This is a genomic window from Intestinibaculum porci, assembly GCF_003925875.1.
Taxonomy (GTDB): Bacteria; Bacillota_I; Bacilli_A; order Erysipelotrichales; family Coprobacillaceae; genus Intestinibaculum; species Intestinibaculum porci.
Window position 1 is genome coordinate 1,556,471 of the sequence record NZ_AP019309.1, and the last position, 26,707, is coordinate 1,583,177.

The 26,707-nt window shown below is 40.3% G+C and carries 22 protein-coding genes, 3 tRNA genes and 1 pseudogene; 23 read left to right on the forward strand and 3 right to left on the reverse strand.

Features of this window, described 5'->3' with window-relative positions; all coding sequences use genetic code 11:
- Positions 1–80: 80 nt before the first annotated feature.
- The 5 genes from SG0102_RS07525 to SG0102_RS07545 all read left to right on the forward strand — a co-directional run bounded on the left by SG0102_RS07525 (position 81) and on the right by SG0102_RS07545 (position 5,233).
- Complete coding sequence (locus tag SG0102_RS07525) at positions 81–845, forward strand: LytR/AlgR family response regulator transcription factor (RefSeq protein ID WP_157982997.1); 765 nt, start codon at positions 81–83, stop codon at positions 843–845.
- 370 nt (positions 846–1,215) lie between these two features.
- Positions 1,216–3,207, forward strand: coding sequence for a DUF5722 domain-containing protein (locus SG0102_RS07530; protein ID WP_125119371.1), 1,992 nt, complete (start codon positions 1,216–1,218; stop codon positions 3,205–3,207).
- A gap of 63 nt (positions 3,208–3,270) precedes the next feature.
- Positions 3,271–3,522 (forward strand): RDAC family protein, encoded by a 252-nt coding sequence (locus SG0102_RS07535; protein WP_125119372.1) that lies wholly within the window; start codon positions 3,271–3,273, stop codon positions 3,520–3,522.
- Between the two features lie 81 nt (positions 3,523–3,603).
- Positions 3,604–4,281: a PAQR family membrane homeostasis protein TrhA gene (gene trhA / locus SG0102_RS07540; RefSeq protein WP_125119373.1), complete on the forward strand. Its 678-nt coding sequence runs from the start codon at positions 3,604–3,606 to the stop codon at positions 4,279–4,281.
- 88 nt (positions 4,282–4,369) lie between these two features.
- Positions 4,370–5,233, forward strand: a complete 864-nt coding sequence (locus SG0102_RS07545; RefSeq protein WP_125119374.1) for a Cof-type HAD-IIB family hydrolase — start codon at positions 4,370–4,372, stop codon at positions 5,231–5,233.
- A gap of 13 nt (positions 5,234–5,246) precedes the next feature.
- Here SG0102_RS07545 and SG0102_RS07550 read toward each other — a convergent pair whose 3' ends face one another.
- Positions 5,247–6,344 (reverse strand): GGDEF domain-containing protein, encoded by a 1,098-nt coding sequence (locus SG0102_RS07550; protein ID WP_125119375.1) that lies wholly within the window; start codon positions 6,342–6,344, stop codon positions 5,247–5,249.
- A gap of 229 nt (positions 6,345–6,573) precedes the next feature.
- On the opposite strand from SG0102_RS07550, the gene lspA reads away from it, so the two are divergent.
- The 3 genes from lspA to SG0102_RS07565 are packed head-to-tail and all read left to right on the forward strand — an operon-like array spanning position 6,574 to position 8,436.
- Positions 6,574–7,080, forward strand: a complete 507-nt coding sequence (lspA, locus tag SG0102_RS07555; RefSeq protein ID WP_125119376.1) for a signal peptidase II — start codon at positions 6,574–6,576, stop codon at positions 7,078–7,080.
- A complete protein-coding gene (locus tag SG0102_RS07560; RefSeq protein WP_125119377.1) occupies positions 7,050–7,973 on the forward strand; it encodes an RluA family pseudouridine synthase in 924 nt (307 codons plus the stop codon). Before lspA ends, SG0102_RS07560 begins: the two co-directional genes overlap by 31 nt.
- Complete coding sequence (locus tag SG0102_RS07565; RefSeq protein WP_125119378.1) at positions 7,963–8,436, forward strand: deoxycytidylate deaminase; 474 nt, start codon at positions 7,963–7,965, stop codon at positions 8,434–8,436. Before SG0102_RS07560 ends, SG0102_RS07565 begins: the two co-directional genes overlap by 11 nt.
- A gap of 23 nt (positions 8,437–8,459) precedes the next feature.
- Here the strand turns inward: SG0102_RS07565 and rnhC are convergent, their stop codons facing one another.
- Positions 8,460–9,365, reverse strand: a complete 906-nt coding sequence (rnhC, locus tag SG0102_RS07570; protein ID WP_125119379.1) for a ribonuclease HIII — start codon at positions 9,363–9,365, stop codon at positions 8,460–8,462.
- An 82-nt stretch (positions 9,366–9,447) separates the two neighbouring features.
- Between rnhC and SG0102_RS07575 the strand changes: the two genes are divergently transcribed.
- From SG0102_RS07575 to SG0102_RS07615, 9 genes and pseudogenes are all read left to right on the forward strand, one after another.
- Complete coding sequence (locus SG0102_RS07575) at positions 9,448–10,257, forward strand: CvpA family protein (protein ID WP_125119380.1); 810 nt, start codon at positions 9,448–9,450, stop codon at positions 10,255–10,257.
- A gap of 1 nt (position 10,258) precedes the next feature.
- Positions 10,259–12,556, forward strand: a complete 2,298-nt coding sequence (locus tag SG0102_RS07580; protein WP_125119381.1) for an endonuclease MutS2 — start codon at positions 10,259–10,261, stop codon at positions 12,554–12,556.
- A gap of 1 nt (position 12,557) precedes the next feature.
- Positions 12,558–14,330, forward strand: a complete 1,773-nt coding sequence (gene uvrC / locus SG0102_RS07585) for an excinuclease ABC subunit UvrC (RefSeq protein ID WP_125119382.1) — start codon at positions 12,558–12,560, stop codon at positions 14,328–14,330.
- A gap of 51 nt (positions 14,331–14,381) precedes the next feature.
- A complete protein-coding gene (locus SG0102_RS07590) occupies positions 14,382–15,539 on the forward strand; it encodes a M15 family metallopeptidase (RefSeq protein WP_125119383.1) in 1,158 nt (385 codons plus the stop codon).
- Positions 15,536–16,000, forward strand: a complete 465-nt coding sequence (locus tag SG0102_RS07595) for a metallophosphoesterase family protein (RefSeq protein ID WP_125119384.1) — start codon at positions 15,536–15,538, stop codon at positions 15,998–16,000. Before SG0102_RS07590 ends, SG0102_RS07595 begins: the two co-directional genes overlap by 4 nt.
- 100 nt (positions 16,001–16,100) lie before the next feature.
- Positions 16,101–16,427, forward strand: a pseudogene (locus SG0102_RS15960) (TetR/AcrR family transcriptional regulator); the annotation flags it as partial.
- Between the two features lie 14 nt (positions 16,428–16,441).
- A tRNA-Arg gene (locus tag SG0102_RS07605) sits at positions 16,442–16,518 on the forward strand.
- A gap of 35 nt (positions 16,519–16,553) precedes the next feature.
- A tRNA-Arg gene (locus SG0102_RS07610) sits at positions 16,554–16,630 on the forward strand.
- A 34-nt stretch (positions 16,631–16,664) separates the two neighbouring features.
- Positions 16,665–16,741 (forward strand) — tRNA-Arg (locus tag SG0102_RS07615).
- 56 nt (positions 16,742–16,797) lie between these two features.
- Here the strand turns inward: SG0102_RS07615 and SG0102_RS07620 are convergent.
- Positions 16,798–17,304: a hypothetical protein gene (locus tag SG0102_RS07620; protein WP_148668841.1), complete on the reverse strand. Its 507-nt coding sequence runs from the start codon at positions 17,302–17,304 to the stop codon at positions 16,798–16,800.
- Positions 17,305–17,443: 139 nt separating this feature from the next.
- Between SG0102_RS07620 and SG0102_RS07625 the strand changes: the two genes are divergently transcribed.
- The 6 genes from SG0102_RS07625 to SG0102_RS07650 all read left to right on the forward strand — a co-directional run bounded on the left by SG0102_RS07625 (position 17,444) and on the right by SG0102_RS07650 (position 26,688).
- Positions 17,444–19,141: a ribonuclease J gene (locus tag SG0102_RS07625; protein WP_125119386.1), complete on the forward strand. Its 1,698-nt coding sequence runs from the start codon at positions 17,444–17,446 to the stop codon at positions 19,139–19,141.
- 85 nt (positions 19,142–19,226) lie between these two features.
- Entirely contained in the window at positions 19,227–21,584 is a 2,358-nt protein-coding gene (locus tag SG0102_RS07630) for an FtsK/SpoIIIE family DNA translocase (protein ID WP_125119387.1), read from the forward strand.
- 289 nt (positions 21,585–21,873) lie between these two features.
- Positions 21,874–22,962 (forward strand): BMP family lipoprotein, encoded by a 1,089-nt coding sequence (locus tag SG0102_RS07635; RefSeq protein WP_125119388.1) that lies wholly within the window; start codon positions 21,874–21,876, stop codon positions 22,960–22,962.
- Positions 22,963–23,085: 123 nt separating this feature from the next.
- Positions 23,086–24,621 (forward strand): ABC transporter ATP-binding protein, encoded by a 1,536-nt coding sequence (locus SG0102_RS07640; RefSeq protein ID WP_125119389.1) that lies wholly within the window; start codon positions 23,086–23,088, stop codon positions 24,619–24,621.
- Positions 24,611–25,726 carry an ABC transporter permease gene (locus SG0102_RS07645; protein WP_125119390.1) on the forward strand — a complete coding sequence of 372 codons (1,116 nt, stop codon included), beginning with the start codon at positions 24,611–24,613 and terminating at the stop codon, positions 25,724–25,726. Before SG0102_RS07640 ends, SG0102_RS07645 begins: the two co-directional genes overlap by 11 nt.
- Positions 25,726–26,688 (forward strand): ABC transporter permease, encoded by a 963-nt coding sequence (locus SG0102_RS07650; protein WP_125119391.1) that lies wholly within the window; start codon positions 25,726–25,728, stop codon positions 26,686–26,688. The genes SG0102_RS07645 and SG0102_RS07650 overlap by 1 nt, the downstream gene beginning before the upstream one ends.
- The last annotated feature ends 19 nt before the right edge of the window (positions 26,689–26,707 follow it).

A 26,707-nucleotide genomic window follows, 5' to 3' on the forward strand; every position in this document is an offset into this window, starting at 1 on the left:
TGTTTATATAAGTGCGCTTCTTTGCAAGACGCACTTTTTTCATTCTTTTACTTATTATATTTACAATAATGCTTGTTTTTATGTTAACATATAATTATAAACAAGCCGGGAAACTTGTTTGTGATTATATGGATCATATTAAAATAAAGTATGGGATATGGGGTGAAGATATGAAGATCCTTTTAATTGATGATGATCTCACTTTTGCATGCCAGCTGAGAGAAGATGCGCTCGCTTATTTTGGTCATGATGTCACTGTCATCATAGAAACGCAATATCGGTTATCAAGCGATGATGATATTGATGCTTTTTTTATCGCGATTCAATCAGATGATCTTCGCGGCTTCGAATTAGCGCAAGCGCTGCAGGAAAAATATAAAGCTCCACTGGTGATCTTTGTGTCAAATAATGCGGAGCTTGTCTTCAAAGCGTTAGTGATCGGGATGTTTCAGTTTATTCGAAAAGAGCACTATCAGGAAGATCTCGAAGCTGTTTTTCCGCAGCTGAAAGCGGAATTAGAAAAACGTATTTATTCGATCACGATCGAAACATCCGGACGTACGTTAACGATTATACCGCCACGTATTGAATATTTCGTGGTTATTAACCACGAATTAATTGTTGTTTCTAATAATCAGCCTACCGTTTTACGTTCCACTGTGAAAAAGGCCTTAAATCTTTTTCACTATCCGTATTTAGTGCAGATTCGTCGCGGCACGGTGGTGAATCTTGATTATGTTACATCGGTAAAAGGTCACATTTTAATGATTGATGAAAAATCATTTACGATCTCACGAAAGTACTATGCGGATTTTAAATCAGCTTGGAAAAAATACCATATTTAGTGCATTGTACGTCATATAATTGCATTATACGACAGATGTATTTACAAAAATAAAGATATCGCATATCGTAGACATGTGTTCAAGAAAGGCGTCGTGTCTTTGAGGAGCACCGTTATGGGAGATACAATATATAAGCAGAATCGGGTTTGGTGGGCTGAGTTTCTGCCGGACTAGTCAGGTAGGTGACTAGTCCTTTTAATTATGCCTTTTCTCATCACATAAAAAGCGCAAAGAACCCATAATTACCCACAATATGACTAAAATATAACTCAACTATAAAAATAAAAAGAAGTTCCTTAAGTATACTTTAAGCACCCTTGATAAATTTTCTTTTCTCCCTTATGGTGAAAAGGCGAAAGGAGTGCGTTTTATGAAACGAGTATTGATCAGCGTGATGACGCTGACCATGATGTTTGGGATTATGAGTGGAAAGGTGCAAAGTGTTCAGGCCGCAGCCACATCATTTCAGGTTTCTGTTACGTCATCAAAAGTGACAATAAATGTGAAGGGATATAAAACATCGGGGACAATCTATGGCTATGATGCCAATAGCTATGCAAAAAAGGATAGCCTTAAAGGCATCAGCAAGGATCTGACCAATACGGGCTCTTTTAAAGTCGGTAGTTATACCAAAGGGAAAAGTCAGACATATAGTTTTGATCGCTATACCAAAGAAGGGAAGGATCTTCTCTATAGTAAGTATTATCTGCTTTCAAGCAGTGGCAAGATTATTAAGGGACCGGTCTATGCTACTAAAATCACCTCAGTTAAAAAGAAGATTGGCTTTACGCAAAATACCAAAAAGGGACTCTATAATGAAAATAGTACGAATATGTCATATGCCAAGGATTTAGGCGTATCATCCATTACAGTGAATTTAGATTTAGCTTCATTAATGTATGTTAATTCGCATCCGGAAGGATCAATTGCTTTCAAATCACAGGGGAAGACTTATTATTTTGATGCGTCCATGGTCGCTAATTATGATGCGATGATCAGCACTGCCAGCAAGAAAAGTATGAATGTCATTGCGATTATTGCGGCCTGGAAAACCAGTGATACCAATCGCTTTTCTTCTTCATTGCGTTACAAATCTTCAGTAGGGTCACCGTTATTAGGGACCAATACTTCTAATGATATCGGCCGTGATGAATATATCGCGATGATGGAGTTCCTCGCTAACCGTTATTCGAAAAGCAAGTCAAAAGGGCTGATTAACACTTATGTGATCTCTAATGAAATTGATTTCACGCCCTATTTCTATAACTGTAAGTCGCTGAATACTTTTATGGCCGAATATGAACGCTCTCTGCGTTTAGCCAACTTAGCGGTAAAGAAGTATGCTGGTGATGCGAACGTGGCGGTGCCATTTACTCATTACTGGAATGGTGATGAAAACAAATTAGGAAAAGAAAACAGCGGTTATTCGCTTAAACCTTATCAGATGCTCAACTGGTTAGCGAAAACAACCAATGCGCAAGGAGCGTATGACTGGGCGATTGCGCCACATATTTATAGTTCTTTAAATACGAAAAGTAATTTCTTGAAAGACGATTCTAAACGTGGCTGGGTCAATGGCAACTATAAAACAAGTAAGCAGCTGACTTTTACGAATGTGGAAATCCTGCAAAAATATTTATCGACATCTGCTTTAAAATATAATGGGAAAATACGCTTTGTCTATTTAACGGAAAGCGGTGTTTCTTCTTCAAGTAACAGCACCAAAGCGAAAAACGAACAGGCTGCCTCTTTAGCTTACGTGTATCTGAAGATTGCTAATTTAAGCTGTATTAAGAGCTTCAACTATTATCGTCTGCAGGATCATGAAGCAGAAAGCAAGCATCACTTATCGATTGGCTTATTAACGACGGCTGGAAAGAAGAAACCGGCTTATACGGTTTATAAAAATATTGATACGTATAACATGCGAACAACTGCCAATAAATATCTGAAATACCTCAGCTTCTATAAAAACGGAAAGACGTATTACAGCGTTGCTAATGGTAAGATCAAGTCCTACCAGACACCGATGTCCGTTTTTAGTGGGTATAAATGGTCCTTTAGTTTCCGTAATGCCTTAAAAAGTTCATTAAAAAAGAATGATCCAGGCATGATCTACAATGTCAAGGCATCGAAAAAGACGAAAACCGCGATGACAATTTCTTACCGTAAAGCAGTCGCAGCGACGGGTTATCGTATCAAAGTGAATGGCAAGACGAAAGTGACAACGAAAAAAACATCAGCCCGCATCACCGGACTGAAATCTAAAAAGTCATATAAAATTACAGTGCAGGCTTATAAAACGGTGAAAGGCAAGAAACATTATGGCTTTACCACAAGCGTGACTCTCAAAACGAAATAAGGATATAGCGAAGTGCTTTAGGCATTTCGCTTTTTACGATACAATAGGGATGGAGGTGGTGTTATGTATACGAGCCAAGTCGATTTTTTACTTATTGATCGCATCAATCATGCTTTGAAAGAGGCTTCTTTACCTTATGAAGTCCATGCCTATAGCGGCTGCGCCGCATGCGGTTTACACCTGGTTTTCCAAGAGGACACGCAGCGAAAAGAAGCTTTAGACGTTATTAATAAGATTTTAAAGACAAAGTGGTTAGCAATTGTCGAAAACGAGCAGGATCCAACAATGTTATATGTGAAATCAACTTTTGAATAAAATGATATCATCTAGTATTATATACTAGATATGTTGACTTTCTGTAAAAGCAGTGGTACAGTATACGCGGAGGTGATGGTTATGTCACGAACAAAATTAGCGGATCGTGTATTACCAACTTACACAAGAGGAGAAGAAATCTTTAATATGGTGACCCATATTGTTGGCGGTGCGATCGGCGTGGCCGCATTAGTGCTCTGCATTGTCCGTTCCGCTTTGCATCATAGCGGCTTTGGGATCGCTTCAAGCATTGTTTATGGGATCTCAATGATTTTATTATATACCATGAGTTCGATTTATCATGGCTTATCACCAAAGCATGATATTGCGAAAAAAGTTTTTCAGATCATGGATCACTGCACGATTTTCGTGCTTATTGCCGGCACCTATACACCGATTCTTTTATGCAGTATTATGAAAGCATCTGTCGTGTGGGCTTGGGTCTTATTTGGCATCATCTGGAGTGTCACTGCATTAGGTATTACCCTTAATGCCATTGATATTAAAGCTTTTGAAAAGTTCTCAATGGCTTGTTACTTAGTGATGGGCTGGTGTATTATCTTTAAGTTTAACTTAGTGATGCAGACAATGGATCTGAAAGGCATTATTTTATTAGTATTAGGCGGTGTTGCTTATACTATTGGGACGCTTTTCTATGGTAAGCAGAAAACGACAAAATATATGCATAGTATCTGGCATTTATGGATCTTAGTGGGAACGCTTCTCCATTTCTTATGTATTTATCTTTATGTTTTGTAAAAAGGCGCAAGCCTTTTTTTCTTTTTGGGAAATTTTATGAGCAAGTGTCTTCACGACGTATATAATAGAAAGGAAGGAAGGTGGAATAATGGGGAAGAAAGCTGTTTTCTTTGACGCGGATGGGACCATACTCAAAAGAAATGTCATTCGTCCAAGCGTCATCGCTTCTTTAACAAAATTACAGGAGAAAGGGATCTTAACGGTTTTATCAACTGGTCGTTCACTGCCATCGATTCATGCGAGTGCCCTCAATGATATTGATTTAAGCAATGTGATCAGCGCCGCTGGCGGCTGCGTGATCATCGATCATAAGGTGGTTTCACATGATTATCTCACATATGATCATTTAAAAGAGTTAATCGATTATCTTGATAGCTATGGCCTTTATTATACGTTAGAATGCAATGATTATCTCTATATCAGAAAAGGAACTTTGGATCATCATAAAAGGCGCTTTGCGGTTGACGACAATGCCAGTACTGAAGAGAAAGCCAAATGCGCAAAACGTCTTCATAACTTTTTGGTGCAGCTCAAAGAAACGGATGATCCGCTCTCTTTGCATGTCAATAAAATTCACTGGTTTGAAAATGATGCCATGTATGATTCTGGTAAGACACCATTAAGTTTTGAAGACATCAATGCAAAATTTGGTGATCGCTTCAATGTTAATCCATTATCTTTTATGCCTGGCAATGGTGGCGGTGAAATTAATGAAAAAGCGATTACCAAAGCGAAAGGAATGGATCTGATCATCAAACATTATCATATTGAGGCTGATGATGTGTATGCTATTGGGGATGGCTTTAATGATTTACAGATGCTTGACCACGCAGCGCATGCGATCGCCATGGGTAATGCGCCCAAAGCAGTCAAAGAAGCCTGTGAATATGTCACGGATGATATCGATCATGATGGCTTCCAAAAAGCGTTCCAGCATTATCATCTGATCTAAAAAAAAACGATGCTTAGGCATCGTTTTTAAATACATGGTATTGATTGCGACCGTGCTTTTTAGAATAATAGAGAGCGGTATCGGCTTTTTTAAGAAGACTTTTATAAGTGGTAACGTTTTTGACTTCCGCCATGCCAATCGAGCAGGTGACCGGACTTTTCTCTTTAAAGGTGTCCATTAACGTGTTCATAAAATCATCTGTTTTCTTTTTGGCGTTCTCGAGCGTGGCATCTTTCATAAAGACAATAAACTCGTCGCCGCCAAAACGGCCGATGATATCTTCCTGACGAAAGTTTTTCCGTAATGAAGCAGCGACTTCACGTAAAACTTCATCACCATAGATATGTCCGAAAGAATCATTGAAGGTTTTAAAATGATCGATGTCAATAATGAGTAAAACGCCGCAGTAGCCTTTCTTTAAGGCTTCGGCAATCAAATGTTCACTCAGCTCTTTGGTATAGACTTTGGTCAGGCCATCAAAGTTCTTTTCATTTTCAATGGTCATTTCATAGGCGAACTGCCGAATCAGCTTCGATGTCAGGACAAAGTTACAATAGATCGCCAGTAAGCCGAAGATCGTCGCATCGAAGATATCATCAAATAAGATCTTTCCGCTTTTGTAAAGAGAAGTAAAGATGATAAAGATGACGACATTGGAAATGACTAGCGGTATATTGTAACGGGGCGGATCGATGAATAAAAAGGGCAGTAAAACAAGAATGACATTAAAAGTCACTGCTAGGCCGCTGTAAGAATATTTGGTGCCCATCAGCGTGGAAAATAAAAAAAACAGGCAGATAAAGCAGTTATAAATAATGCGGCCGATTTTCTCATGACGAAAGACAGAGGTTTCCGAAAGCAGGAAATAAGCGATAGAAATAACGGCAAGATAGCTATAAGGGACGATAAAATGTTTAGAAAAGAGTCCGCTTAACACACACAATAAATACAAAATATCATAAATCATTAGAAAGAAAGCAATATCACGTAAGTTCTTAATATTACGCTGATAAAGTCGGCCTTTGATTTTGCGATAGGTTTTGTTATCTAACCCGCCGTATAAGAAGGTGTTGACAATTTCTTTGCGGGAATGATGTTTAAAGAGTTCCATGGGGTATCACCTCTTAATTATTATAACGAATATGTTTTGACAATTCTATTTTGTGGTGAAAAATAAATATTTTTTTAAACAGAAGAGCATCTTTATATAATGAATCCAAAAGGATTGAAAAAAACGATTTATCACTGAAAAAATTGTTTCGTTGGGAATTGTCTTTTTGCTTGTTTTATGTATAATAGGGGGCAAGCAGAGCTATGATCAAAGAAAGGGGAAGGTAAAGATGCAGACAATAACGAAAAAAACAGTCATCGGCTATGGGGTGATCGCTGCGCTGGTGGTCGTCTTCGATCTGCTTAGTAAAGCGATGATTGTGTCTCATATGCATTTATATCAGAGTATCACGCTGATTCCTCATTTCTTCTTGTTAACCTATATCCAGAATCGCGGCGCCGCCTGGGGGATTATGCAAGGCCGGTTAGGGCTCTTTAGTCTGATCGGGATCGCCGCCGGCATCGCGATGGTTTATTACTTTTTTAAGAGCCAGAAAGAGCAAGTCCTTTTGCGTTTAGGTTTAGCGTTGGCTTTTGGCGGGATGTTAGGCAATTTATATGATCGTTTAATCTTAGGCTATGTCCGTGATTTCCTGAATTTCTATATCTTTGGATATGATTTTCCAGTTTTCAATGTTGCAGATATGGGCGTGACGATCGGAATGGCTCTGATTATCTTACAATTTGTGATCGAGGAGTATAAGGTATGGACATTAAAAAAATCAATGCCGAAGTAACAGACGCTAATGTGCGTTTAGATAAAACTTTAATGAAATATTTAACGGATGTATCACGCACCAATGTGCAAAATTACATCAAAGAGGGGTATGTCACCGTCAATGGCAAAAAAGCTAAAGCGAGCATGAAATGCGCGGCTGGCGATGAAATTGAAGTGACGATTCCAGAACCTGAAAATACCGATATCTTACCAGAAGATATCCCTTTAGATATTGTTTATGAAGATCATGATGTGATTGTCGTCAATAAGCCCTCGGGGATGATCGTCCATCCTAGTGCGGGGGTGTATAGCGGGACTTTAGTGAATGCACTGCTTTACCACTGTGACGATTTATCTGGCATTAATGGCGTCACGCGTCCGGGCATCGTGCACCGCATCGATAAGGAAACCTCGGGTTTATTAATGGTTGCTAAAAATGATTTTGCCCATCAGTCACTCGCTAAGCAGTTAGAAGCGCACAGTGTGACGAGACGTTATATCGCCTTAGTACATGGCGTGATCAATCATAATTTAGGCCGCATTGAAGCGCCGATTGGCCGCGATCCGAAAGATCGTCAGAAGATGGCCGTTTCAGCCCATAATTCCAAATCCGCTATCACAAATTTTAAAGTGTTAGAGCGTTACAATGATATGACTTTAGTGGAATGCCGCCTGGAGACTGGACGTACACATCAGATTCGTGTCCATATGCAATATATTGGGCATCCAGTTTATGGGGATCCAAAATATGGCTATAAGAGCGATGATCAAAGTCATGGGCAGTACTTACATGCAAAAGTTTTAGGTTTTGTGCATCCGCGCACGCAGGAAGAATTGTATTTTGAAAGTGATCTGCCGGATTATTTTCAAGAAAAGATTGATGAATTAAGAGGTGAGGCTGATGAGTCATAAAATTATTACCTGGGATGAATACTTTATGGGCGTTGCCAAGCTTTCAAGCTTCCGCTCGAAAGATCCTAATACCCAGGTTGGCGCCTGTATTGTCAATCCGGAAAATAAAATTGTCGGCGTTGGCTATAATGGCTTGCCTTGGGGCTGCGAGGATACAGAATTTCCTTGGAGTGTTCGTGAAGGGAATCTTTATGACACCAAATATCCCTATGTCGTTCATGCGGAGTTAAACGCGATTCTTAATTCCACGCAGAAACTCAATGACTGCCGGATTTATGTTTCTTTATTTCCTTGTCATGAATGCGCCAAAGCAATTATTCAGTCTGGCATTAAAGAAATTGTTTACGAAGATGACAAATATGATGGCACGCCAAGCAATCGTGCCTCTAAGCGGATGTTAGATGTCGCAAAGGTCCGTTATCGTCAGATTAAAGGCATCGATATTGAAGTGAAAGAAGGGTAAGAAAAAAGATCCCCGCGCGGGATCTACTTTCCTTTCATCATAGCATTGACACGTTTTGTATTTGTAAAATTGAGCTTAGCGACTTTTCTCAGAATTTTTTCTCCATATTTAGCGCAGATATCAGCAGCGACCTGATCAACAGCAGCGCTATTACCACGGATTAATTTCATCTTCAGGCTCTTCGACATTGATGCAAAATACTGAAGATAAGCATATTTAGAAATGATTTCGGCAGCGAGGACCGCCATGTACTGTTCATCGGCATGTTCTTCAAACATCAGATCTTTTACGACGATGACCTCACTCTTAAGATAATTGAAGTAAGTTTTTGGTGAGACAAACTGATCGATGACTTTGAATTCTACGGTTGTCTTAGCCTTTTGTAAGACATTGACTATGGCCTGATTGAAGAGACGGGCACGAATATTCGCCTGATTAATTCCGGAATCGATCATCTTGTTGTAATGTGAATTATCCAAAACGAGCAGTGAGAAGATCACTTTGGATTTGATCTCCTTGGCATATTCGACAATTTCCTGCGGGGTTAACGCATCAACATCATCAATCTGCAAATCTTTGATGAAACTGATGTTTTCCTGTGGTACATAGCAGGCAACGACGCATAGCGGACCAAGGTAATCATTTGAGCCGGTTTCCGCGGCACCGATATGGTGCACTTTACAGAATTCATTGGATTCTTTGGCTTTCTTGATTCTGGTGGCAAGTTTTCTGCTCCAGTGCTTCGCTTCGTGGATCGCATTCTGACCTGTGAATGTGGCGACTAAAGATGTATCGACGACAACATCACAGCCTATCGCATGGGCTTTGAGAAGAATTGTATCATCTTCAAATGGAACCATTTGACTATCATAAAATTTTCTCATTTTATTCAACGTATTTTTGCTAATCTCGACTTTAATTGGTTCCACGTATCTTCACCTCATCTTCTATTTTATCATAAGGCTTACAATTTTGACAGTATAAATTGATTTTGCTATACTATTTTGGGTGATGAACATGCAATTAAATGTCTCTGCGCAGACGATTGATCTCGTCGTTGGCGTTTATCTTCTTATCAATTTAGTGATCGGTTATCAGCGAGGCTTGTTTGCAAGATTATATGATCTTTTGTCGACAATCCTCGTTTTTGTCATTGCCGTCAATATCGCTACGCCGCTTGCTCATAATATTCATTTTTATTCGAGCGGCAGTGATTTGATTGCCGGCTTAGTAGAACCAACAGTGAATTATCTGATGGCCTTAGTGTCCTCCATTATTGTCCTTTATATCCTTAAATTGCTTTTAGGACATATTCTCAAACCGTTTTTTAAACATCTCAAAGAGTCGAGTCATTTCACTTCTTTTGCCGGCGGTCTTTTAGGCATGGCTTTTTCACTTGTGAAAAGCCTGCTGATCTGTTATGTGGCCCTCGCCATGGTGCTTCCCACCTTGTATACCAATGGTCAGGAAAAGGTTGCTCAAACCAGCTATGCACATATGATCGTTGATCTTTTGCCGTCTTACTCTGGCGATCTATCCTTGCTGACAGATGCCCAGGCTTTAGATGGGCATGTCAAAGTAAGTGATACGCAGATGTTAGGGGCGTTGATGCGCGTTAGCTTAACCGGCTATAGCTGGCATATTATCAGTGAAAGTCAGATGTTAGAGCTTATGAATAATCAATTTGGTGAGGATATTATAAAATATGGTGTCACCTTAAATGCTAAACAGAAAGACATGGTGGTAGACTTATTGAATAAGTCATCGATTGATATTTTAAAGAGAAGTACAATTTTATCGAAAATAAAAGTGAGTGAATAGTATGAAAAATAATTATGAAACCTTAGAATTTCCGGTGATTCGCCAAATGATTGCGGATCGCGCGATTACCAGCCTCGCAAAAATGCATATTCAGGCTTTAGATGTTACTGAAGATAGCGAGGAGGCGAATGAAGCCCTCAAAAAAGTCTCTTGTGCGATGGATATGCATCGTATCTTAGGCCGTTTACCATTAACTCCGATGGATGATATCACCTTATCCTTAAAGAAAGCGGATATGGATGGCACCTTAACATGTGAAGAGTTATGGAACATTAATAGCGTCCTCAAAAATGTAAAATCGTTACATAACTATTTTGCCTCTTATGAAGGTGATCTTACAGCCATTCGTGATGAGGTGGAAGGTTTAGTCGGCGATGATCAATTATCTAATGAAATTGAACGCTGCATTGAACCAGATATGCGCGTCAGTGATCATGCCTCACCGGCTTTATATCGTTTACGTAAAGCGATGCTCTCAATGCAAAATCGTATTCGTAAAACGATGGAAGGCTACTTAAAAGACAATAAGGATCTCTTATCAATGGATACCTTATCTTCGAAAAATGATCATTTGGTTTTACCAGTCAAAGCCGGGCATAAAAATGATATCAAAGGGATTGTCCATGCCACTAGTGCGACCAGTCAGACATATTTTATTGAACCGGAAAGCGTTGTCGCGATGAACAATGAATATAATACATTAGTCAGTGATGAGCATGAAGAAGTGCAGCGTATTCTTCATCAGTTAACGAAGCAGGTTGCCCGTGTTCGCTATCATCTGAAGTTTGATCAGGAACTTATGGAAGCTCTTGATTTTATCTTCGCCAAAGCGCGTTTCGGCGTCGAATATGACTGCTGTATCCCGGTGATGGGTGCGCAGCAGCTCTCTTTAAAACAGGCACGTCATCCGCTGATCGATCAAAAGAAAGTGGTTGCCAATGATATTATTTTAGATACTCAGGCGTTAATGATTACGGGGTCAAATACCGGCGGGAAAACAGTCGCTTTAAAAACAGCTGGTTTATTAGCGTTAATGGGACAATGTGCTTTGCCGGTGCCGGCCGTCAGTGCCGAGATTCCTTTTTATCGCGGGATCTTTGTGGATGTCGGTGATGAACAGTCGATCGAAGCCTCGCTATCGACTTATTCTTCCCATATGAAACGATTAATCCAGATTACTCAGGAAGCTGATGATACTTCATTAGTTCTCATTGATGAAATTGGTTCGGGAACGGATCCGCAGGAAGGGGCAGCTTTAGCAAAAGCGATCATCAGTTATTTATTAGATCGTGGTGCCACCTTATTATTAAGTACCCATTATGGGGAATTAAAAACCTTTGGCAAAGCTCGTGATGATATCACTTTAGCATCCGTTGGCTTTGATATGGAAACGATGCAGCCAACTTACCATTTAACGCTCCATAGCGTGGGGATGTCTTATGCTTTTGAAATTGCAGAATCGTTAGGCCTCAAAGATGAAATCGTCAAAGCGGGTCTCGCTTATAAAGAAGAATCCGTGACTCAAGAAGCAAAATTAATGGAAAAACTGGAAAAACAGGAACAGGAGATCGCTTTAAAACAGGAGAAAGTCGATACACTGCTCGCGGATAATGAAAAGCTGCATGAGAAATACAGCCGTCAGTTAGCGGGAGCGAAAAAACAAAAAGAACAGATACTGAATGCAGCACATGAAAAAGCGAATAGTATTTTAGAAGAATCCAAAGCAATGGTTGATGAAGTCGTGGCGGACTTAAAGGCGAAAGGATCCCTCAAAGATCATGAAGTGATTGCGGCGAAACATGATTTGGATGATCTGAAATATAAGAAGAAAGAAAAGAAAAAAGTGCAAACGCATGTTTTTGCTTTAGGCGATCATGTCCGGATTGATGCGATGAACCGAGAAGGGGAGATCAGCGCGATTGGCAAGAATCATGAAGTGACAGTTTCAATTGGCGGTCTGCCGATTAAATTAAAAGATACAGAAATTACTTTCTTACATGGTAAGACCAACGTGAAAGTGAAAAAAGCGCGCACCTATAGTGCCACGAAGAAGACGGGCAGCTATGAGGTCAATGTCATTGGCATGCGTTATGTGGAAGCGATGGAGACCGTGGATAAGTTCTTAGATGATGCCTTAATGTTAGGCTATCCATCGATTCGTATTATTCATGGGATGGGCACTGGGACACTGCGAAAAGGCATTCGAAAAATGCTGGATCATAAAGATTTTGTGGAAAGTTATCGCGATGGCGGTCCCAATGAGGGCGGCTTAGGCGCGACACTGGTATATTTCAAATAATATGAATCAGAATTTAGAATATATCAAAAAGAAGTTAGCTTTACTGCCTTTATCACCAGGCTGTTATTTGATGAAAAATAAAAATGGCAAGGTGATTTATGTCGGCAAGGCGAAAAAACTGAAAAACCGTGTGTCTTCTTATTTTACCGGTGTCCACAATTACAAAACAACGAAACTGGTTGATCATATCTGGGACTTTGATTATATCCGCACGGATTCTGAAAAAGAGGCATTGCTTTTAGAAATTAACTTAATTAAAGATTATACCCCAGAATATAACATTATGTTTATGGATAATACGTATTATCCTTACATTGAATTAACGAATGAAGAGCATCCACGTTTAAAGATCGTTCGATCGGCCAAAAATAAAAAAAGCCGCTATTTTGGGCCATTCCCTGATGCGACGGCGGCGCGTAATACATATAAGCTTTTACAGCGATTATTTCCCTTACGCAAATGTAATGTCATTCCCAATAAACCTTGTCTCTATTATTCTCTGCATCAGTGTTTAGGACCTTGTATTTATGACGATACTAAAGAGGCGGAGAAAGATTTACGTAACCAGGTCATTAAGTTTATGAAGGGTGATACGAAAGAAAAAATTGAGGAACTGACAAAAGCGATGGAGAAGGCCAGTGAAGAGCTTAATTTTGAATTAGCGATGGAATATCGTGATCTCATTAAATCGGTTGAATATGTGACAAAACGTCAGCATATTGACTTTAATGATTATGGCGACCGTGATATTCTTGGCTACTATGTCGATAAAGGCTATTTATCTGTGCAGTTATTCTTTATGCGTGGCGGTCATTTGCTTTCTCATGAATATGATTTGGTGCCTGTCTCGGATGATGCGCAGGAAGACCTGTTACAGTTTTTAGTGACCTTCTATCAGACGAACAATGTCCCCAAAGAGTTATTGGTGCCTCAGGATTTCGATATTTCCCTGATTTCGGAAATCTTAGAAACGAAAATCCTCCAACCCCAGCGCGGTGATAAGAAGGATCTTGTCGATATGGCCAATCGCAATGCGAAAGAAGCATTGGAAAAGAAATTCCTGCTTCGCCAGCAAAACGAAGCCAAAACGATCGGGGCAATTGAAGAGTTAGGACGACTCTTACAAATTGAGACGCCGCATATGATTGAGCTTTACGATAACTCGAATATCCAAGGGGCTTATGCCGTAGCCGGAATGGTTGTCTTTAGAGACGGTGTCCCAAGTAAAAAAGATTATCGTCGCTTTAAAATCAAAACGGTGGAAGGACCGGATGATTATGCCTCGATGAAAGAAGTCATTTATCGCCGCTACTATCGTAACTTGATGGAACAGCGGGAAATGGCAGACTTAATCATAGTCGATGGGGGGATCGGACAGATCAATGCGGCGAAGGAAATTATTGACAGCTTACATGTACCAGTGCATTTAGCTGGTTTAGCGAAGGATGATAAACATTCTACCGCGATGCTCATTGACCGCGAGGGCAATGAAGTACCCATTGACCCTAAAAGTCAGTTATTCTTCTTATTGACAAGAATGCAGGATGAAGTCCATCGCTATGCTATTAGCTTCCACCGACAGGTGCGCTCTAAGTCGCTCTTTGCATCGATTCTTGATGAAGTCGAGGGGATTGGGGAAGTGCGCAAGCGCAAACTCCTGAATAAATTTAAGAGTGTCAAAAAGATGAAAGAGGCCAGCGTCGAAGAGTTAACGGAAGTTTTACCGCAAAAAGTGGCGCAGGAACTTTATCAGGTGCTCCATCGTGAGGATTAATCTTGCAATTTGAAAGCGGTCTTTTATAATGGATAGAAAGGATGTGAATTCATGAAAAGATTAAAAACGTGGCATTTGTTTGCCTTGGCGATCGTATTATTTACGGCATCCTTCTATTACATTAATATCAAGTATGATCGCTTTTACCGGGTCAAAGGCATCAATAATGAAAATCGTCAGCTGATTGAAAAGTATTTAACGAGCAGTGAACAGGATTATCTGGTTGAAAATCAGATTCCGATCGCGAAGTTTATTAAATATATCAAATATAAGGATTTTAAGCTGAAAAACTATCAGTATTATAATTTACTGCAGGATACTGATCGCTATAGCAGTAAAAAGACCGTCATTCAAACTGGCAATGCCATTGTCGATGCGCTTTCTTCTCGTTATGATTCCAATTTTTATAAATTAGCGCAGACCATTATCGAGAATGATCTCGAGTATGGCCTAATCCATAGTAAGGATTTTAAAGACGAGAATATCAGTTATTATGGCTTGATGCGGCCTTTATATAGTGCGAAAGATATCTCGTACATCACTGATACCGCGACTTATTTAGATGATTTAGCACTGCGGAATGTTTATGATGATGATGCTTTGTCGTTTTTTACGGCTGTCTGCGCGGATTATAAGAAAAATTCTTTAAAGACGCTGATGCAGGAGTCTAATGATACAAACGTTGAACTGATCACTCGTCCCGCGGGGACAGATTTATATCTCAACAGCAATAAATATATTGGCTCCTACGTACCGGAAAGTTTAGTTTTATTGCAGGATGTCAGCCGTCTCAAATATGGGATGTATTTGCGCTATGATGCTTATCATGCGCTGCTGAAATTAAATGCGGCCATCAAAAAACAGTCTTCGTGCCTGGTTGTTTATCAGGCTTATACCTCTTATAAACAGCTTGCTGAAGGCGCGCGGGGACACGATGAATTTCAGCTTGGCTTAAGCGTGAAATTTACAGTGAATAATGAGGACTACAAATATTTTGACAAGACGCAGGAAAGTCAATGGCTAGTTAAGAACGCTTATAAATATGGTTTTGTCTTACGTTATCCTAAGGATAAGGTTAAAGTGACCAAACACGCTTATGATGCCCATATTTATCGCTATGTCGGAACAAGACTGGCAGAAAAAATGTATGAAGACAATTTGGCTTTGGAAGAAATTCATAAACAAATGGATGAGGTGAACAAATCGTGAAAAAAGTAGTAGTATTATCAGATAATCATGGCTTTGATGATATTCTTGATGAAATTAAAATCTTAGAACCTGATGCCGATTATTTTATTCACTGCGGCGATAGCGAAGCGCGGCGCCGGCAGTTGTTAGATGGCATGATCTGCGTTGCCGGGAATAATGACTGGGGGATTGATCTGCCTCGCTATGCGAAGATTCAAATTGAAGATCTCAAGATTCTCATTACCCATGGTCAGTATTATGGCTATTTCAGCCGTCAGCAGTTAATGGAAGTGGATCTTAAGAAGCATGACTGTCAGGCGTTGTTTTCTGGCCATACCCATATTCCTGATTTTAGTGAAAAAGATGGTTTCTATTTTTTAAATCCTGGCTCAACGACATTGCCGCGCGGCGGCTCTTCTCGCTCATACGCGGTCGCGATGATCGACGGCAGTCATATGGATGTAGAATTTAAAGAACTGTAAGGCATTGTTATATCAATGTCTTTTTTTGAAGGGTCTTTATGAAACGAATGAAAACGAAGATGTCTTTGTGGCATCTTTTCATGAATGATTCACGCATAAACCTGTTGATCAGATTACGGTAGGCGAGATCTGCACGAACTGTGAGTATTCAACCACAACTTTTTATCGTCATTTTACTGATAAGTATGATCTGATTGCCTATGATTATACGTCTCATATCGCTTCATTTATGATAAAAATCAATAATGAGTATTCCTGGCGGGAGGCCATGCAGGAAGGGGTAGCCTATCTTTCTAGTCAAGAGGCATATCTTAAAAATCTCTTTAAACATACCAAAGGCCAGGATTCTTTCTTCGTCAGTAACTCTTTCATTGATAAAAATAAAAAAATACTTGCACTCACAAACTTCTCATGCTATTATAGGTGAGCAGTTTGTGAGATGTCTACGTAGCTCAGCTGGATAGAGCACACGCCTTCTAAGCGTGCGGTCATGGGTTCGAATCCCCTCGTGGACGCCATCTTAAAAATAAAGAGACTTCTGTCTCTTTCATACGTCTACGTAGCTCAGCTGGATAGAGCACACGCCTTCTAAGCGTGCGGTCATGGGTTCGAATCCCCTCGTGGACGCCATTTTAAAAATAAGAGACTTTTGTCTCTTTCATACGTCTACGTAGCTCAGCTGGATAGAGCACACGCCTTCTAAGCGTGCGGTCATGGGTTCGAATCCCCTCGTGGACGCCATCTTAACATTCAAGGGCCATTTGGTCCTTTTTATTTTATGTATAAAAAGCGCTCCTTTATTCATGAGCGCTTATAACGTCGATCTGAAACGTCCGTAACTTAATATATAGTAAATCAAAAGCAATGAGAATCAGTTCACTTAAGGAATTAATCGCGCCACTTTTCATAATTGCCAATCCCATGAGAAAGAGCGCTAAAAACAGTAAGCTTCTTAATACAAAAGCAAAATGAGGCTGGATCAGAGAACACTCATAGATATCAATGATCTGGGCGATTAAGAGAATGATCACACTGCTTAAGGTGAGAAAAAGATGAATGCGGCTGTCTAAGGATACGTCTTTATGATAAGGAAAGAAGAGCATGCCGGTTATCATCGTTATCGCTGAAGCGATTAAAAGATGTGGGTAGGCGGGATGCTGATTGAAGAAGAGCATTTTGCGATAAAGATAGACAGCGAACAGTTCAATCGTTAAAACTGTGATAAAGCTGTAATGTGGCATTGATGCCACAACCGATAAATTTTCTGTAAATAGATTAGCCTGAGACGCTAAAACTGTGAACATACCAAGAAAAAACATAGATATCATAAAATCACCGTCTCTACTTTACCATATTTCTTCCGTGCATCCTAGACATGTTCATTGAGAAAAGAGGGAAATACTGATATAATTGATTGAGAATTTAAAGAAAGGACATTAACAAATGAAAAAAGACATTGTAAAATTTCTGGCATTAGGCGGGCAGGCCGAAAATGGCAAAAGCAACTATTGCATTGAAATTAATAATAAGATCTTTATCGTCGATTCAGGATTCCGTTTTCCTGATTCCGATAAACTTGGCGTCGATGTCATCATTCCAAGTTTTGATTATCTTTCTGAGCATCAGGATCAGGTGGAAGCCATCATAATAACCCATGGACATGACGATGTCATGGCAGCTTTACCTTATCTTTTACAGGAATTACCTGGGGTGCCGGTTTATGCGCCAAGCTTAACAGCGGATTTAATTGAACAGATGATTGAACGTTTCGAACGTCATCATAAGATCAATCTGCACTTAGATTTACATCGCGTCCATCGCGATGCCAGTCTGACAATTGGCGATGTACCAATTGAATTTTTCCCAGTTACACACTCTATTCCGGGAGCGATTGGCGTTGCTTTCTGGACTAGCAAGGGTTATATCGTCTATGCCTCTGAGTTCATTATCGATTTTGGAGCACCGGAAGGGTTCCGCTGCGATTTACAGAAGATGATGGAAATCGGCAAAAAAGGCGTATTGATTCTTTTAGTAGAATCTAGTTATGCGAAAAAGGATGGTTATACGTCACCAAAACATAAACTGACTAAACTGATTGAACCAACCTTTGAAGAAGCGACGGGACGTATTATTATTTCTTCTTATGCGCAAAACGTTTTTAGAACAAAGGAAATTGTCGAATTAACGAAAAAATATCACCGTCGTATCGTTTTTTATGGTCGTGATAAATATGATCATACCAATAGTATCTTACGTTTAGGTAAAAAGATGCGGAAACCAGTGATCCAGGTGGATAACCATATCTTAGGGAAAAAGGAAAACATTGGCAATCCAGTTAAGGATCGCAACTACGTCATCTTATTAAGTGGTTCACCGCAAAATATTTATAGTGATATTGATGATATCTTAGATGGCGGCGATGAATTATTAAAGATCGGTAAAGGGGATACATTTATCGTGGCTTCACCTGTTTTACCAGGCACGGAAAAGATTGCCAATCGCGCGGATAATAACCTCTATCGTACAGATGCAAATATTGTGTTATTGAAAAATAAAGTCTTATTATCAATGCATGCCTCAATCGAAGATATTAAAGTCGTGATGCAGATCTTCCATCCAAAATACTATATTCCAATCAAAGGGGAATATCAGGCTTTTGTGAAAAATGCGTCGATTGCTCGGGAGATGAATATTCCTGAGGAAAATATTATTATCGCTGATAATGGCGAAATGATCACTTTCAAAGATGGCGAATTAGTGCCAGGACGCGAAAAGATCGAAGTAGAAGATGTGATGATCGATGGCATCGGCGTTGGTGATGTCGGCGCCAAAGTCATTGATGACCGTATTCAGTTATCTAATGATGGGGTTGTCGTTGTGGGGGTAACGATCGATCGTAAGACCAAGAAGATCATTGCTCAGACAGACTGTCAGACTCGTGGCTTCGTTTATTTGAAGGATGCTGGTTATGTCATCCGTCAGGTTATTAGTATCTGTGAAAATGTCGTTGGACAGCTTGTCGAACATCCAGAAATGGATATTCAGGATATCCGAAACCAGATGAAAGATCAAAGCATGAAATATATTGTGAAAGAGACTGGTAAAAAGCCTGTCTTTATCTCTGTTGTCATTGAAGTTTAGAAAAGATGCGGGAAACCGCATTTTTTTCTATCCTTTTCATTTGTCTTGACGTTTGATATAATGAGGGACGTTGAGGAGGGAGAATATGGCAAGAAAACAGACGTCAAAAAAAGCGTCCACTAAAAAGACGACAAAGAAGAATACGAAAAATACAAAAACGTCTTCTAAAAAAGCAAAAGAAACACAGCCGACTGAAAAACTGATCAGTGATGCTGTGAAGTTCCGTCTTTTAGCGTTAGCTGGACTCTTTTTCGTGGCGATTGCCTTTTATGGATATGGCGTAATTGGTCATGCCTTACACCAGGTGTTTGCCTTCCTGTTTGGCACATCTTTTACGCTCGCAGCGGCCTTTATCATTCTGATTGGGGCACTTCTTTATATGCTCATTTATGCGCGTACTCCACGCTTATCATCACCGGAATGGGTGGGTGTTTTACTCATTTTTGTGGCTGCCCTCATAATTTACTGCTTTGATGACCATCATTATGGGATCAAGGTGATTAATGATTATGTCGAAAAAGGGCAGTTTGTTGGCGGCGGCATGGTGGGCTATCTGCTTTATGGTATTTTAAGTGCCTTGTTTGCGCCCACTGGCACCTTATGGGCGGCCATTTTAATGATTGCCGTTGGCGTGATCTTTATTTCGGCGCGCATGCTCTTTAAATATCGCCAGTATGAAGCGGAATTACCGGAAGAAGAGGAACTCGAAACGCCGATGATGGAGCGGATGAAAAAGCCGAAGTTCTTCGATATGAGCGATAAAACGCAAGTTCAGAAATCGAAAAAAGAGAAAGATGATTTCTTATTCCCGGAAGAAGCTTTTGAAGAACCAGTAAAGAAGAAAGTTTCTGCGCCAAAGCCGGTGAAGAAAGAAGCGGCACCAGCACCAGCGATGAAAGCGATGGAGCCAAAGCCAATCAAAGTCAAAACCGAAAAGAAGGAAGATTTAAAACCATTGGAAACACCAAAACCGGTCAAAACCAAACATGGGGAATATCAGCTGCCTTCTTATAAATTGCTTAATCCCGTACCGGAAAGTGCTTCGAATAAGGATGAATTACGTAATGCGACAGAAACCGGTCATAACTTAGAGATGATTCTCGATCAGTTCGGGGTCCATGTCCATGTCGAGGACTTACAGATTGGACCGACTGTTACGAAATATGAATTACGCTTAGAAGTCGGGACCCGTGTATCGCGTATTTTATCCCTCCAGGATGATATTCAGCTGGCTTTAGCGGCGAAAGATATTCGTATCGAAGCGCCGATTCCCGGGAAACCATTTGTCGGCATTGAAGTGCCTAATAAGAGTGCCTCAATGGTCCCTTATAATGAAATTTTCCAGATGCATATGCGGGAGAAATCCTGGGACAATAAAGTGGCCGTGCCGCTAGGAAAGGATGTCTCTGGCCAATTAATTACAGCGGAACTTAATAAGATGCCGCATTTACTGATCGCTGGGGCGACTGGCTCAGGGAAGTCGGTTTGCGTCAACTCAATTATTACTTCATTATTAATGAAGGCGACACCGGAAGAGGTGCGTCTGATCTTAGTCGATCCAAAGAAAGTCGAATTATCCAATTACAATGGTGTTCCGCATTTATTAAGTCCGGTTGTGACGGATCCGAAAAAGGCCGCTGGGGTCTTACAGGAAGTCGTGGTTGAAATGGAGCGCCGTTATGAAGTGTTCGCTGACAACAATAAGCGAAATATGACGTCTTATAACACTTTTGCGAAAGAGTTTAATAAAACCGCGAAAGAAGGCGAAGAAAAAGAAGTGATGCCTTATATCGTGGTGATCCTTGACGAAGTTGCCGACCTGATGATGGTCGCTTCCAAAACCGTTGAAGACTGTATTATGCGTTTAGCGCAGATGGCGCGTGCGGCTGGGATCCATATGATCGTCGCGACGCAGCGTCCTTCCACCGATATTATCACTGGGGTAATTAAGGCGAATATCCCATCACGTATTGCTTTTGCGGTCTCTTCAAGTATTGACTCGCGAACAATTTTAGATACTTCTGGTGCTGAAAAGCTCTTGGGTAAAGGGGATATGCTCTTTAGTCCGATGGGCGCCAGTTCGCCGATCCGCGTGCAGGGGGCTTTTGTGGGTGATGATGAAGTTGCCCGCGTGGTTGATTTTGTCTCCCATCAGATGGAAGCCAATTATGATGACAAATATGTCAATGCAAAAGTCACTGGCTCAATTGGTGAAGATGGCGGGGATGATGGCGATGAAGATGAAGAGTATGAAGAATGTCGCGCTTTTGTCATTCAGGCGCAGAAAGCATCCACTTCCTTATTACAGCGTCGTTTCCGTATCGGTTACAATAAAGCGGCCCGCATTATTGAACAGTTAGAAGAAAATGGCGTCATTGGGCCAGCTAATGGCTCGAAGCCGCGTGAAGTGTATATCAAGACAAGTGAACAGGAAGAAATGTAGAGATCGGAAACACCGATCTCTTTTCCAGTTTCTAGAAACAATTCACCATTGTTTAGTAATAAGCGAAATTGAAATGTGAATATTGTGTTAAGTGATGGAGAAAAATATCACTGAGCTTTCGCGGACAAGGGCATTTATCGCCTTTCTAAGGGAGAAAAAAAGTGAACGAAAAAAAGTATCAGGGAATCAAGATATTTTACAAAGTTTTTCCATCACATGAAAATATTCTTTAAAAACACAAATACCCATGGTAGAATAATAATAGATAAATCGAAAGGGGTAATAATTTATGAAAAAATTATTAGCATCTGCCTTAGCAGCAAGCATGCTGCTGGTAGGATGTAGCAGTGGAAGCTCAGCGAAAAAAGCAGAACTTGCACTGATCACTGACTCAGGAGGAATTAATGATAAGTCCTTCAACCAGTCTGCCTGGGAAGCCGTAAAAGAATACGGCGACAAAAAAGATGTTGGCTACAAATATTACAAACCAGCATCATTCGATACCGCTGGCTACAAAGATCAGATTAAAAATGCGGTAAAGAACGGCGCGAAATTAGTTGTTTTACCAGGCTACAAATTCGCTGATGCCTTAGGCGATATTCAGGAAGACAAGAACTACAGTAAAGTGGATTTCGTATGTATCGACTTTACACCAACAAAAAATGGTAAATCTGTAGAACCTGCGAAAAATGTTTTCTGTGCGACTTACAAAGAATATCAGCCAGGTTATTTAGCTGGCTACGCTGCTGTTAAAGATGGCTATACAAAGTTAGGCTTCATGGGTGGTATCTCATTACCAGCCGTTATTAACTATGGTTATGGCTATTTACAGGGTGCTAATGATGCTGCTAAAGAAGCAGGCAAGAAAGTACAGGTTAAATACACTTACACTGGTACTTTCAATGAATCACCATCAATCAAGACCAAAGCAACTGGCTGGTACAATGGTGGTACTGAAGTCATCTTCTCTTGCGGTGGACAGATCTGTAACTCAATCTTCGCAGCTGCAAGTGATACAAAGAAGAAAGTCATTGGTGTAGACTCTGATCAGCAGTCTCAGTCTGATACAGTTATTACTTCCGCTATGAAGAATGTAAAACAGACTGTTAGTGATGAAATTACAAAAGTTTACAACAAGTCTTTCAAGGGTGGCGCTTATTTACTTGATGCTTCAGGTAACTATGTTGGTTTATCACCAGACTTCTCAAGATTAAAGAAATTCAAAAAAGCTGATTACGATAAGATCTTCAAGAAAGTAAAAGACAACAAAGTCAAGATCATTACCGCAACTGATGAAACAGCTTCTAAGGGTGATCCAACAAAGACTAAGAAATTAAAGAAAAAATTGACAAACGTTAAAGTTTCTTACGAAGGTTAATCTGTGAAGAGGGGTGGATAATCCATTCCTCTTTTTTGTATGAAAAGACTTTTCTTATTTCATGAAAAGTTGTTTGTTTCAAAATACATTTCATGTATAATATCGCTAAGAGGTGAAATTTAAGTGGACTACGCTATTGAAATGCTTCATATTACCAAGGAATTCCCTGGTATTAAAGCAAACGATGATATCACTCTCCAGGTCAAGCAAGGTGAAATTCATGCCTTATTAGGAGAGAACGGGGCCGGGAAATCAACATTAATGAGTATTCTGTTTGGCTTATACCAGCCAGATATCGGAACGATTAAAATCCATGGTCAGGAAGTCAAAATCAATGACCCGAATGATGCCAACAAATATAAAATCGGGATGGTGCATCAGCACTTTAAATTAGTACATAACTTTACGGTTTTAGAAAACATCATTTTAGGTATTGAGGAAACGGGGTTTGCCGGCAAAATTAAACGCGCCGGGGCACGCAAGAAAGTGATGGAACTTTCCGAAAAATATCACTTGAATGTCGATCCAGATGCAAAAATTGAGGATATTACGGTCGGCATGCAGCAGCGTGTAGAAATTTTGAAAATGTTGTTCAGAGATAATGAAATTCTCATTTTCGATGAACCAACAGCGGTGTTAACGCCGCAGGAAATCGATGAACTGATGCATATTATGAAAGACTTAATCAAAGAAGGTAAGTCAATCATCTTTATTACGCATAAGCTCAACGAAATTAAAGCGGTCGCTGATCGCTGTACGATTATTAGAAAAGGGAAATATGTTGACACAGTCAATGTGGCTGATGTCTCAAAAGAACAGTTATCAGAACTGATGGTTGGTCATAAAGTCAACTTCATCGTTGATAAAGCGCCAGCGCAGCCAGGCGATACAGTTTTACATGTCGAACATCTGACTTATCAGCCAAAAGGCGCTAACAAGCCATTGTTAAATGATGTCTCTTTCGATGTCAGACGCGGGGAAATCGTCTGTATCGCGGGGATTGATGGCAATGGTCAGTCAGAACTTGTTTACAATATTTCTGGGATCGAGAATCCAACAAGCGGTAAGATTACCTTAAATGGAAAAGATATTACCCATGATTCGATTCGTCACCGTAATGATGACGGTTTAGCGGTGATTCCAGAAGACCGTCATAAACATGGCTTGGTCTTAGACTATAACGTGGCGGAAAATATGATTCTGAAATCTTATTACAAACCAGAATATCAGTCACATGGTTTTCTTAAATTTGATGAGATGTATAAAAATGCTGATCATTTGATCGAAGAATATGATGTCCGCAGCGGTGAAGGTGCGAAGTCAAGTGCCCGCGGGATGTCTGGCGGGAACCAGCAGAAAGCAATCGTGGCGAGAGAAATTGAATCGGGCAGCGATTTACTTATTGCCGTGCAGCCAACGCGAGGCTTGGATGTTGGGGCCATCGAATTTATTCACAAACAGATTGTTAAACATCGTGACAACAATAAAGCTGTTTTATTAGTATCCTTAGAATTAGATGAAGTCATGACCGTCAGCGATCGCATCTTAGTAATGTATGAAGGTGAAATCGTTGGGGATCTTGATCCAAAACAGACAAACGTCAAAGAGTTAGGTCTTTATATGGCTGGTTCAAAGCGAGGTGCAGGATATGAAAAATAAAACAGGATTCTTACAAAAAGAAGGAACAAGATCATTCCTCTCTTCTCTCATTGCCATTGCCATCGGTTTATTATTTGGGTTTATCATTATGCTCATCTCTGAACCGGGCTCAGCGCTGCAGGGAATTGGGATTCTTTTATCGGGCGGCTTTGATAGCGGCATGACCTCACTGGGCAATGTCCTTTACTTAGCAGTGCCTGTTATGATGACCGGGTTATCGGTGGCTTTTGCCTATAAGATGGGCGAATTCAATATCGGGGTCCCAGGTCAGTATGTCGTTGGTTCATTTGTTGGTTTATACATTGCCATTAAGTGGACATTCTTACCAAATAGTATCGCTTGGATCGTCGCTATTTTACTAGGTGGTCTGGCGGGAGCAATCTGGGCTTTCGTACCAGGGATCCTTAAAGCGAAGTGTAACGTCAACGTCGTTATTTCTGGGATTATGATGAACTATGTTGGTTTATTATTAGTTATCCAGGGGGTAAAAAGTTCCATTTATGAATCGACCGGAGCGCAGTCACAGGTTGTCTCTGCGGCCAGAGCCATTCCAAAATTTGGCATGGATGTGATCTTCCCTGAATCAAGTGCGAACTTTGGCTTTGTGATTGCCTGCTTACTTTGTGTATTGGCGTGGGTCATCATGAATAAAACGACCTTTGGTTATGAATTAAAAGCCACTGGTTTCAATAAAGATGCAGCGAAATATGCTGGTATGAATGAAACCAAAAATGTCATTATGGCTTTAGTCTTAGCTGGTTTCTTTGCAGGATGCGGCGGCGCCATCGCTTACCTTGGCGGCACTGGGAAAGCTTTACAGATTTCTGAAGTTTTACCTCCTGAAGGGTTTAACGGGATTCCAGTAGCCTTACTTGGCTTCTCTAATCCAATCGGCTGTATCTTTGCATCATTATTTATCGCTTATGTCAATGTCGGCGGTTCTTTTGTCCAGAATATCTTCCCAATTGAAATCGTTGATATTATTACCGGTGTCATCGTTTACTTTGCATCCTTCACATTATTTATTAAATTAATGTTTGCTCGTCATGAAGCAAACAAGGAAAAGAAACGACTTGAAGCCGCAGAAAAAGGAGGCGCACAATAATGAGCCTGGTTTATTTCTTATTTGCACAGACATTATTATTTGCGATTCCATTAATGATTGTCGCTTTAGGCGGTATGTTCTCTGAACGAAGCGGTGTTGTCAACTTAGCTTTGGAAGGGATCATGATCATTGGTGGTTTCTCAGGAGTATTCTTCATGCATTACATGCAGGAAAATGACATTATGCATGGGATGCCATTATTATTCCTTTCGTTATTAATTGCTGGCGTTGTAGGATTGTTATTCTCACTCTTACATGCTTTTGCGGCGATTAACTTACGCGCTGACCAGACGATTTCTGGTACAGCCTTAAATATGTTAGCACCAGCCATCGGGATCTTTATTGCGAAAGCTGTTCAGGATGGTTCTCAGAACGTTTCTTTCACAAATGAATTCCGTATTACCAAAGTGCCAGTTTTAGGCGATATCCCAGTCTTAGGCGATCTCTTCTTTAAAAACTGTTATGTCACAACATTTTTAGCAATTGCGATCTTACTGATCAGTGCTTATTTCTTATTAAAGACACGTACTGGTTTACACATCCGTGCCTGCGGGGAAAATCCTCAGGCCGCAGATGCAGCTGGGATCTCTGTTTATAAGACTCGTTACTTAGGTGTTATCCTTTCGGGGATCTTAGGTGGTATGGGTGGTCTCATCTATATCATTCCAATCTCAACAGAGTTTACATGTTCCGTTGATGGGTATGGGTTCTTAGCTTTAGCCGTATTAATTTTCGGTAACTATTCACCATATCGTATCGCTGGCGCAGCTTTCTTCTTTGGGATTACCAAGACCTTAGCATATACTTATAACTCAGTTCCATTCTTAGCAGCCTTAAAACTGCCAGATACGGTTTATAAGTTAATTCCTTATATCGCCACATTAATCTTATTAGCCTTCACATCGAAGAATTCCGCTGCCCCTAAAGCAGATGGTATTCCATACGATAAGTCAAAGCGATAATGATTCTGATCCTGCTTTT